8 protein-coding genes are annotated in these 11,018 nt (G+C 62.8%); 7 read left to right on the top strand and 1 reads right to left on the bottom strand.

Features of this window, described 5'->3' with window-relative positions:
• The first annotated feature begins 371 nt into the window (after positions 1–371).
• The gene (locus tag FKZ61_RS01315) at positions 372–1,625 is read left to right on the top strand and encodes a pyridoxal phosphate-dependent aminotransferase (RefSeq protein WP_141608254.1); all 1,254 of its coding nucleotides are present in this window, start codon (positions 372–374) and stop codon (positions 1,623–1,625) included.
• A 47-nt stretch (positions 1,626–1,672) separates the two neighbouring features.
• Here FKZ61_RS01315 and FKZ61_RS01310 read toward each other — a convergent pair whose 3' ends face one another.
• The gene (locus FKZ61_RS01310; protein WP_141608253.1) at positions 1,673–2,308 is read right to left on the bottom strand and encodes a DnaJ family domain-containing protein; all 636 of its coding nucleotides are present in this window, start codon (positions 2,306–2,308) and stop codon (positions 1,673–1,675) included.
• Between the two features lie 236 nt (positions 2,309–2,544).
• Between FKZ61_RS01310 and FKZ61_RS01305 the strand changes: the two genes are divergently transcribed.
• The 6 genes from FKZ61_RS01305 (at position 2,545) to FKZ61_RS01280 (ending at position 10,978) form a co-directional block, all read left to right on the top strand.
• Positions 2,545–3,558: a CPBP family intramembrane glutamic endopeptidase gene (locus tag FKZ61_RS01305; RefSeq protein ID WP_141608252.1), complete on the top strand. Its 1,014-nt coding sequence runs from the start codon at positions 2,545–2,547 to the stop codon at positions 3,556–3,558.
• A 153-nt stretch (positions 3,559–3,711) separates the two neighbouring features.
• Positions 3,712–5,088 (top strand): argininosuccinate lyase, encoded by a 1,377-nt coding sequence (argH, locus tag FKZ61_RS01300; RefSeq protein ID WP_141608251.1) that lies wholly within the window; start codon positions 3,712–3,714, stop codon positions 5,086–5,088.
• Between the two features lie 486 nt (positions 5,089–5,574).
• Positions 5,575–6,585, top strand: coding sequence for an ABC transporter ATP-binding protein (locus tag FKZ61_RS01295; RefSeq protein ID WP_141608250.1), 1,011 nt, complete (start codon positions 5,575–5,577; stop codon positions 6,583–6,585).
• Positions 6,586–7,617 carry an ABC transporter ATP-binding protein gene (locus FKZ61_RS01290; protein WP_141608249.1) on the top strand — a complete coding sequence of 344 codons (1,032 nt, stop codon included), beginning with the start codon at positions 6,586–6,588 and terminating at the stop codon, positions 7,615–7,617.
• 377 nt (positions 7,618–7,994) lie between these two features.
• Positions 7,995–9,779, top strand: coding sequence for a peptide ABC transporter substrate-binding protein (locus FKZ61_RS01285; RefSeq protein WP_141608248.1), 1,785 nt, complete (start codon positions 7,995–7,997; stop codon positions 9,777–9,779).
• A 134-nt stretch (positions 9,780–9,913) separates the two neighbouring features.
• On the top strand, positions 9,914–10,978 hold the full coding sequence (locus tag FKZ61_RS01280) for an ABC transporter permease (protein WP_141608247.1): 1,065 nt from the start codon (positions 9,914–9,916) through the stop codon (positions 10,976–10,978).
• The last annotated feature ends 40 nt before the right edge of the window (positions 10,979–11,018 follow it).

Raw genomic sequence — 11,018 nt, 5'->3', positions numbered from 1 at the left:
TCTGGCGTAAATAGCACGGCAGAGCGGCACTACCTCTGGTGGAGACGATCGGCGAAGCCGCGGGCCAGAGGCCCGATCGGCGAAGCCGCAGGCCAGAGGCCTGATCGGCGAATTTCTGCCGGGATTTTCTAGATCGGCTGTTGGATACCAACGTATGGATAGCGACAACTCCGTTTTCGGCCATGGTGTAGGTGGTTTGGCCATCGCTAGCTGCCGGCAATTTGCGAGCCGTCGGATCGCAAATTGTGAACGGCACTCAACCGACAACGCAGGGGACGCCTGGCCCTGTGCCGGTGCTTCCCTGCCCGTCTATCGAGCTGGCATGGAACCACAAGCCCTGATTCTCAAAGGCCAGGGAGGCCAACCACCTTATGAACAACCATCTTACCCAATCGATCACGACGCCAGAGACCCCGTCTCTGTTAGTACAAAACGGGACCCATTCCACCCGATGGAACAACCGCCTGAGCAAACGGGTCCAGGCGGTCCCGCCATCGGGAATTCGCCGCTACTTCGACATTGCGGCCACCATGGACGACGTCATCAGCCTGGGCATCGGCGAGCCGGACTTTGTGACGCCGGCGCCCATCCTGCAGGGGGGCATCGCCAGCCTGCAGAAGGGGCACACGGCCTATACCTCCAACGCCGGCATGCTGGAACTGCGGGAGGCCATCGTCCGCAAGCTGGGCGCGCTCTACGGCGCACCGGCCTATGACCCCGAACGGGAGGTGCTGATCACCGTCGGCGTCAGCGAGGCCATGTCCCTGATCATGCAGGCCATCCTGGACCCCGGCGACGAAGTGATCGTGCCCCAGCCCTGCTTTGTGAGCTACACCGCCAGCGTGCTGCTGGCCGGCGGCACCGTCGTCGACATCCCCACCTGTGCAGCCGACGATTTTCAGGTCCGGCCCGAGGCCATCGAGGCAGCCATCACGCCCCGCACCAAGGCCCTGCTGATCGGCTTCCCCAACAACCCCACCGGCGCGGTGATGGATCGGGAAGGGCTGCTGGCCATCGCCCGCATCGCCGAGCGCCACGACCTGATCGTTATCTCCGACGAGATTTACGACCGGCTGGTCTATAGCGGCCACCAGCACGTCATGTTCGCCACCCTCCCCGGCATGGCCGAACGCACCGTCCACCTGGGTGGCATGAGCAAGGACTACGCCATGACCGGCTGGCGCATCGGCTACGCCCTGGGACCGGCGGACCTGATCGGCGCCATGCGCAAGATCCACCAATATCTCATCATGTCGGCCCCCACCATGGGGCAGGAGGCGGCCCTGGTGGCCCTGACTGACCCCCGGGTGGAGGAGTACGTGCAGGAGATGGTGGCCAGTTACGACGCCCGGCGGCGCTTCATCGTCCAGGGGCTCAACGAAATTGGGCTGGATTGTTTCGAGCCCAAGGGAGCGTTCTACGCGTTTCCCAGCGTGAAGCGGACGGGGATGGACGAGTACGAATTTGCCGAGCGGCTGCTGCTGGAGGAGCACGTGGCCGTCATTCCGGGCAGCGCCTTTGGCGTAGGCGGCGAGGGACATGTGCGCTGCGCCTACGCGGCCAGCATGGAAAACATCGAAAAAGCCCTGGAGCGGATGTATCGCTTCATGCGGCGCCACGGCTGAGGCCACGGCGGCGGGTCACCCGGGAACTCCGCTGGCGGCGTGCTTCCTCAGGAAAAAGTATGCCGGGACACGCCCAGGCGGGCCAGCTCTTCATCCAGGATTAGCTTGAAGACCTCCAGATGGGCGACAGGCTGCTGCAAATTGAGGGTGGTGATGCGCCGGTTTAGCTCCAGAATCTCCGCTTCCCAGATGGCGACCTGTCGTTCCCACCGCTGCCGGAGGTAGGTCCGCTCTGCGCCGCCTGGCCGGGCCTCGGCCTGCACTTCCGCCACCTGCTGGCGCAGTTGGACGCGCCAGGATTCAATTTTGCGCAGAACTTCCTGGCGCTCGCCGATCCAGGCGGGCGCCAGGTTGTTGTTTTGCAACAACTGATAGGCCAGCTGCTGATCTTCCGGCACGAAGGGATTGCGGCGCAGATTCAGGCGTTTGCCCCGACCGGGCAGGTTGTCGAAGGCGCCGTCCCGCATGGCCTCTTCGATGCGCTGCCCCACCAGATCCTGCCATTCGCCCAGGGGACGCACGGCCCGCTGCCGTCCGCCGGTCGTGGCCGGCTCTTCGGGCTGCTCCTGGCGCTTCTCCAGATATTCGGAGGCCTTTTCCCGGGCCTTCCGCAGGCGTTCTTCCACCCGTTCCGGACGCTCTTGTTTCGGGTTGGGGAGCATCGGGTCTAGCGGTTTTTTCATCCTACCCCCTCATCTGGCAATGGCAACTTTTCCCCGCCCTGGCGAATTTCTGGCGCGGTATTTGCGCTTGTGCCAAACCTTCGTTGGCCATTGTAGCAGGCCCCCTGCCGCTTGCCAATGGCTGAACGGCTGAGGCACAGGGTTTCCCCGGGTAGACCGCCTACTTTTCATGTGACCCATTCAAGGCTACAATATGCCCGATTTCGGTGTACCAAACCCGATTGAGGTCACTTTCAATGAACTGGCTGGTCAGGCCACTTTGGAACAGCAAGGAAGGGCGTCTGCGTGCCGGCTGGCGGGTCCTCCTCTACATCGCCCTCTGGCTTGTGGGGCCTGCCCTGGCCCATCTCTGGGTGGGGCGCCCCCTGGCGGAATGGCTTTGGTGGCTCTTCCCCCAACTGACCATCTTTCCGGAGCGGGTACTCTTTTCCCTGCTGACCCTCGCCACCATGCTGGTGGGCACCTGGCTGATGGTCCGCTATGTGGACCATCGCCCCCTGCGGGACTTGGGACTGGGCCTGGACCGGCACTGGTGGTGCGATCTCTGCTTTGGCCTGATCCTGGGGGCGGGGCTGATGCTGTTTGTCTTTACCGTGGAGTGGCTGGCCGGGTGGGTTACCGTCCGGGCCCTTTTCTGGTCGGCGCCGGGGTCTGGCCCCTTTTTGCTGGCCATCTTCGGCCCCCTGGTGGTGTTCGTGGTGGTGGGCATCAGCGAAGAGTTGTTGACCCGGGGATACCAGATGCGGAATCTGGCAGAAGGGCTCTACCTTCCCCCGCTCTCGCCCCGGCTGGCGTTGCTGGCCGCCTGGCTGCTCTCTTCCCTCTTCTTCGGCCTGCTCCACATTCGCAACCCCAACAGCTCCTGGATCAGCACCTCCTACCTGGTGCTGGCCGGCCTGCTCTTCGGTCTGGGCACCATGCTCACGGGCCGGCTGGGTTTGCCCATCGGGCTCCACATCACCTGGAACTTCTTTCAGGGCAACGTCTTCGGCTTTCCAGTGAGCGGCAACAACTATGCCAGCGTGACCTTCATCGCCATCGAACAGCAGGGGCCCATCCTGTGGACGGGCGGCGCCTTCGGCCCAGAGGCCGGTTTGATCGGCATCGTGGCCCTGTTGTTGGGCGGCGTGGCCACCGTGATCTGGGTGCGCCACCGTTACAGGGTGTTACGGCTCTGCGATCACTGGGCGATCTATCGCCCATGGCGCACCCGGCCGGTGGCGCTGGATCCCCTGCGCCCCACGCCCTGAGGCTGCCATGGCCCTGGTCAACCCAGGCAGAACTCAGCCAGAGCGAACTGGTGGAGAAATAACTCAATGGTTTTCGGCAGGTTTTCGGTGTGGCGGGGGCCATCGCCCCCTCAACCGGAAACAGCCCAAACCCGCTAGAAAGCACATGGGACGATGACAAGCAAACTTTGGGGAGGACGTTTTACTGGCTCAACCGATCCGCTGATGGAAGCGTTCAACGCCTCCATCCCCTTCGACCGGCGCCTGTGGCGGGCGGACATCCAGGGCAGCCAGGCCTATGCCCGGGCCCTGGCCCGGGCCGGGCTCATCACGGAGGACGAGGCCCGGCAGATCGTAGCGGGCCTGGACCAGGTGGCGTCCGAGTGGGCCGAGGGCCGGTTCCAGCTCCAGCCCACCGATGAAGACATCCACACGGCCAACGAGCGACGCCTGACGGAGCTCATCGGCCCGGTGGCGGGCAAACTGCACACCGGCCGCAGCCGCAACGATCAGGTGGCCACCGATGTGCGCCTGTGGCTACGGGAGGAGATCGACCGGCTCCAGGAGCATCTGCGCGCGCTGATCGCCGTCACCGTGGAGCGGGCCGCCGCCGAAATCGACTGGCTGATGCCCGGCTACACCCATCTCCAGCCGGCTCAGCCGGTGCGCTGGAGCCACTGGCTCCTGAGCCATGCCTGGGCCTGGCAGCGGGACGCGTCCCGCCTGGCCGACCTGGCCGTTCGGGTCAATCTGTTGCCCCTGGGCAGCGGTGCCCTGGCCGGCAACCCCTTTTCCATCGACCGCCGCCAGCTCGCCGAGGACTTGGGCTTCGCGGGGATCACGCCCAACAGCCTGGACGGTGTGAGCGACCGGGACTTCATCGTGGAGTTTTTGAGTTGGGCCGCCCTGACCATGGTCCACCTGAGCCGCCTGGCCGAGGACCTGATCATCTACAGCAGCCGGGAATTCGGCTTCGTCACCCTGGCGGACGCCTACAGCACGGGCAGCAGCCTCATGCCCCAAAAGAAGAACCCCGACGCCCTGGAGCTTCTGCGGGGCAAGACAGGGCGGGTGGTGGGCGCCCTGAACAGCCTGCTGGTGGTGCTCAAAGGCCTCCCCAGCACCTACAACAAAGATCTACAGGAGGACAAAGAGCCCCTTTTCGACACGGTGGACACGTTGCAAGCCTGCCTGCAGATCGCCTGTGGCGTCCTCTCGACCCTGGAAGCCCACCCAGAGCGTATGGCTGCGGCGCTGGTGCCGGAGATGCTGGCCACCGACCTGGCCGAGTACCTGGTTCGCCGGGGTGTTCCCTTCCGGGAGACCCACCACATCGCGGGAGCAGCCGTGCAGCTGGCCGAGCAACGGGGAGTGCCCCTTTCCGCACTGACCGTGGAGGACCTGAAGGGCCTGCACCCCGCCTTCCAGGAGGACGTGGCCCAGGTGTGGGACTATGAGGCCAGTGTGGAGCGCCGGGATGTGGAAGGAGGCACCAGCCGGCGGGCTGTCCAGGCCCAGATCCAGCAGTTGCGGCAGTGGCTGCAGGGGTAGGGCAGACGGCGGTGCCGGCTGTCTCCCGCTCTGGGACTGGATGAGGCGCCATGGGCAACTGAGGAAGCATGCCGAGATTTTGGCAAAATGGTTTGACAAGCCCTTTAAACTTTGCTAGGATTGCGTTCTAGTGGATCCCGGCAGCGATCTGCCGGCTGTTCAGAGAGCAACTCACAGAATCTGCTTCTGACCGGTTTGAACACGCCCAGATTACCCCGCGTGGTTCTTACCAGCCTGCAGGCGATTCAACCGCTTCGCTTGGACGTGGCTACGGAAGCGCAGTATTTACGATACTTGCCTCAAGATCGTCTACCTGCTGGATATCGGCTTGATTGAAGAGGGCTTCTTCCCCCAACGCCGGTCGCCGGCCGACCCTTTCCCATGGCCAGCAATGACTGGGTGGCGGGAATCCGGTGAACCGGCCTCTGTCGCCGCCCGAGGCAGACACTGGATCCATCGACAACTTTTGCGGAGGAGCGTAACTTCATGGCAACGTTGCTAGAAGTGAAGAACCTGAAGACCCAGTTCTTCACCCAGGATGGCGTCGTCCACGCGGTCAACGGCATCTCCTACACAGTGAACAAAGGGGAGACCGTGGCCATCGTGGGCGAGTCCGGGAGTGGCAAAAGCGTGGGGGTGATGTCCCTGATTCGCCTCATCCCCCAGCCGCCGGGCAAAATCGTCGACGGCGAGGTCTGGTTTGATGGCCAGGACCTGCTGAAGCTGAGCGAAGAAGAGCTGCGCCAGATCCGCGGCAATCGCATTGCCATGATCTTCCAGGACCCCATGACCTCTCTGAACCCGGTGCTGACCATTGGTCGTCAGATTACCGAGGCCCTGGAACTGCATCTGCGCATGAGCCGGGAGCAGGCCCGTCGGCGGGCTGTGGAGCTGCTGGAAATGGTGGGCATCCCTGGGGCGGAGTCTCGATTGGATGACTACCCCCACCAGTTCTCGGGCGGTATGCGGCAGCGGGTGATGATCGCCATGGGGCTGAGCTGCAACCCCCAACTCCTCATCGCCGACGAGCCCACCACCGCGCTGGATGTGACCATCCAGGCCCAAATCGTGGATCTGGTCACCCGCCTGAAGAAGGAACTGGGCATGGCCATCATCTGGATCACCCACGATCTGGGCGTGGTGGCTGGCATGGCAGAACGGGTCATCGTCATGTATTCGGGCTTCATCATTGAGGAAGCCCCGGTAGACGAGATCTACACCAGGCCCCGCCATCCCTACACCCTCGGGCTCCTGCGCTCCATCCCCCGCCTGGACCTGGGCCGCCAAAAGAGATTGATACCCATCGAAGGGCTTCCCCCGGACCTGTTGGAGCTGCCCAACCAGTGCCCGTTCGCACCTCGTTGTTCTTTTGTCATGGACAAATGCTGGCAGGAAAATCCTCCGCTGGAAGAGGTGGGACCGGGCCACAAGGCAGCCTGTTGGGCCGACATCTCAGATGTGAAAGTGCAAGTCATCGAAAATGAGGAGACGGCGTAAATGAGCAACGGCAACGGCGTCGGTAAAGGCGAGCCTTTGTTGACCGTCAAAGACTTAAAAATGCACTTCCCCATCACCCGGGGGATTATCTTTCAGCGTCAGGTCGGTGCCATCAAGGCCGTGGATGGCATCAGCTTCCAGATGTATCGGGGTGAAACCCTGGGCCTGGTGGGCGAATCGGGCTGTGGCAAATCCACCACTGGCCGGGCCATTCTCCAGCTCTACCGGCCCACGGGCGGCCAGGTCATCTTCGAGGGCAAAGACTTGACCGCCACCAAGGGCGAAGAATTGCGCCGCATGCGACGCCGCATGCAAATGATCTTCCAGGATCCCTACGCCTCGCTGAACCCCCGCATGACCGTGGGCAGCATCGTCGGTGAACCCCTGGAGGTCCACGGCATTGGCAGCTCCAGGAAAGAACGCCAGGAACGGGTCCAGGAGCTGTTGAAGATCGTGGGGCTAAACCCCTATTTCGTCAACCGCTATCCCCACGAGTTCTCCGGCGGCCAGCGCCAGCGCATCGGCGTGGCCCGGGCCCTGGCGGTCAACCCGGCGTTCATCGTCTGCGATGAGCCCATCTCGGCGCTGGATGTTTCCATCCAGGCCCAGATCATCAACCTGCTGGAAGATCTGCAGGATGAACTGAACCTGACCTACCTCTTCATCGCCCACGACCTGTCGGTGGTACGCCACATCTCCGACCGGATCGCGGTGATGTACCTGGGCAAAATTGTGGAGCTGGCGGACCGGGACGAGCTGTACGAGAACCCCTTGCATCCCTACACCCAGGCACTCCTGTCGGCCGTCCCTATTCCTGACCCGGCCATCGAACGGCGGCGCAAGCGCATCATCCTGGAGGGGGATGTACCCAGCCCGGCCAATCCGCCTAAGGGCTGCAACTTCTGCACCCGTTGTCCCCGGGTGATGGACATCTGCCGGGAAAAAGAGCCTGCCTTCACTGATCTGGGCAACAACCACTACGTGGCCTGCTTCCTCTATGACGAAGTAAAACCGGTCGAAGAAGCAGCCTGATCCCAACCAGATCTTGAATCAGGCACAATGAATGGGCATTGTGCCGCCAGCGTCACAGCGTCGTGTCGGACTGGATAACGTTTTACGGGAAAAGTGCAACTTGTATCCGCTCACGAACATGTACTGCGTTCCTGCGCAGACAGCGAAGGAGAACAAGCTGCGCTTTTCTTTTGGAAAATTTTTTCTCGTTGATACCGGGGCCAGGGGCCGGTCGACGGATCTGGCCGGCCGTTGTCCCAGACAGACGGCGTGGCAAGTGCGCCCCCCCATGCACCTGTCTTGACAATCCCGGGACATCTGTCACTGGCATCACCTGGCCCGTTGGCGTACTTTCTGTTCTATCTGTTTTGTTAGACTGACCCATAAGGAGACAGCGTATGTATCCAAGATACAGAATTTGGCTCTGGTTCAGCCTGCTGGCACTGGTGACCCTGGTCGCCGGGGCCTGTGTGGCGCCCCAGACGACAGCACCACCTGCCGAGGCACCGGCCCAGGAAGCCCCGGCCGCCCCAGCCGATGAGGAAATCGTCCTGGACACCGTCTTCGGCACAGAGCCCCCCACCCTGGACCCGGCCCTGGCCACCGACAGCCAATCCATCTGGTCCATCCGTCAGATGTTCGTCGGCCTGACCGGCTTCGACGAGCAGGCCCAGGTGGTACCGTCCCTGGCTACCGAGTGGAGCGCCTCCGAGGATGGCCTGGTCTGGACCTATACCATGCGGGATGACGTCCACTGGGTGCGGCTCAACCCGGACACAGGCGAATTCGAGGACCTGGGGCCGGTCACTGCCCATGACGTGGAATACGGCGTCAAGCGGACCCTGGACCCCAACACGGCGTCGGATTATGCCTACGTACTCTACATCATCCAGGGGGCGGAAGAGTTCAACACGGCGGATCCCAACGCCGAGAACTTTGAAGAGCTGCGGGATGCCGTCGGCGTGCGGGCCATCGACGACACCACGGTGGAATTCACCCTGACGGCGCCTGCCGGCTACTTCCCCTCCATCACCGGCCTGTGGGTCACTTTCCCGCAGCCCCAGGAAGCCATCGAGGCCAACCCGGATGGCTGGGCCGACGCCGGCAGCATCGTCACCAATGGCCCGTACACCCTGGCCCAGTGGGACCATGGCGCCTACATTCGTCTGGTGAAGAACCCCCTGTGGGTGGATGCCGACAACGTTCAGATCGAGGCCATCCAGGGCCCCATCATCGAGTCCGCCTCCACGGCCATGGCCATGTACGAGGCCAACGAGATCGACATGATGGCCGATCCGGGCTGGCCCCCGCCGCTGCCGGACATGGACCGCATCAAGGCGGACCCGGAACTGAGCCAGCAGCTCTTCATTGCGCCTCGCCTGTGCACCTACTACTACGGCTTCGTCAACACCAAGCCGCCCTTCGACAATCCCCTGGTGCGCAAGGCCTTCGCCGCGGCCATCGACCGCAAGAGCCTGATCAACAACCTGACCAAGGGTGAAGAGCGTCCCGCCCACAGCTTTGCCCCGCCGGGCGTCTTCGGCAACGTGGCTGACGACATGAGCATTGGCGGCTGGATGGTCCAGGATGACTACGCGGCCCAGCTGGCGCAGGCCCAGGAGTGGCTGGCCGAGGCCGGCTATCCAGAAGGAGCGGGCATCAACGTCACCCTGATGCACAACACCTCGGAAGCCCATGCCCAGATCGCCCAGGCCATCCAGGCCATGTGGGCCGAGGCATTCCCCCAGGCCACCGTCACCATCGAGAACCAGGAGTGGCAGGTCTACCTGAAGACCCTGGTCCCGGATGCTCCGGACGAGGAAAAGCCGGAGATCTATCGCCTGGGCTGGTGCGCCGACTACCCGGACCAGAACAACTGGGTCAACGAGGTCTTTAACTCCAAGTCCGGCCAGAACTACGCCAAGTACAACAACCCCGAGTTCGACGCAGTGGTGGAGCAGGCGGCGCGGGAGAGCGATCCAGCGGTTCGCCAGGAGCTCTACAAAGAGGCCGAGCGGCTGCTGATCGATCAAGACACAGCCATCTCCCCCATCTACTACTACACCTATGTCCGGCTCTACAAGCCGTGGCTGACCAAGGTGGTCATCAGCCCGGTAACCGGTGATCCGGTAGCCGAGTGGGAAATCGACTGGGAGGCCAAGAAGGCCGCACGAGGCCAGTAAGTCTTTCCACCAAATCGGGTGGTGCCGGGCATACCCGGTACCACCCGATTCCCATTGGCCCTCCCGTAGTAGGGCGATCTGCGGGTCGCCCACCCGGGTCCATGTGATTGAATCTGGCGAGTGAGATTTCGACCATGTACCGTTACATTATCCGGCGCATTATCTGGTCCATCCCGGTGCTACTGCTGTTGACTTTCACCGTTTTTGCGCTGATGCGCATCATCCCGGGTGGTCCCTTTGACTTTGCCGGCGACAAAGCATTACCGAGAGCTGTTACCGAAAATCTGGAGCGACGCCACCACCTGGACTGGCCACTTTTGTGGCAGTTTACGTCCTACCTGCTGGGCGACGATGTGGCCGGCTTCATCTGCGAAGGCATGCCCGTCATCCCCGGCTGCGACGCCGTGTTGCAAAGCTACCAGCTGGGTGTATCCCGGGGCCTGATCCGGGGCGACCTGGGTATCTCCATGCGACAGCGGGGGCGAAGCATCAACGAAATCGTGGGGGAATCCTTCCCCATTTCCCTCCAGTTGGGCATCCTCTCCATGGGGCTGGCCTTGATCATCGGCATCCCTCTGGGAACGCTGGCCGCGCTGCGTCAGAACACGTGGCTGGACTACACCAGCAGTTTCTTCGCCATTATCGGCCTGTCCATTCCCAACCTGGTCTTGGGCCCCCTGCTGATCTGGATCTTCGCGCTGAAGCTGAACTGGTTCCCCGTCTCCACCTGGGGCGCCAAGCCGCCCTTCCTGCTGGGCTTCATACCCATCCCCGACCTGAAGTTCTGGGCCCATGCCACCCTGCCCACCATTGCCCTGGGCACTGCCCTCTCAGCCAGCATCGCCCGGCTGACCCGGGCCAGTCTGCTCCAGGTGATCCGGGAAGATTACATCCGCACGGCCCGGGCCAAAGGGCTGGCGGAGAACGTGGTGGTGGTCCGCCACGCCCTGAAAAACAGCCTGATCCCGGTGGTGACCATCCTGGGGCCGCTGACCATCGCCGTGGTGACGGGTTCCTTTGTCACCGAATTCATCTTTGGGATTCCGGGCATGGGCAAGCACTTCATCACCAGCATCGGCAACCGGGATTACCCGCTGATCACCGGCGTCACAGTGGTCTATGCCACCTTGTTGGTGGTAGCCAACCTGGTGGTGGACATTCTGTACGCCTGGCTGGATCCTCGCATCCGGTACGATTGACGGTTCGCCCTATGAGCCTTTGACGCGCAAGAGGAGCAAG

Source organism: Litorilinea aerophila (genome assembly GCF_006569185.2).
Lineage (GTDB): Bacteria > Chloroflexota > Anaerolineae > Caldilineales > Caldilineaceae > Litorilinea > Litorilinea aerophila.
The sequence above is the reverse complement of the archived record's forward strand: the minus strand, read 5'-3'. Positions and strand labels throughout refer to the sequence as shown.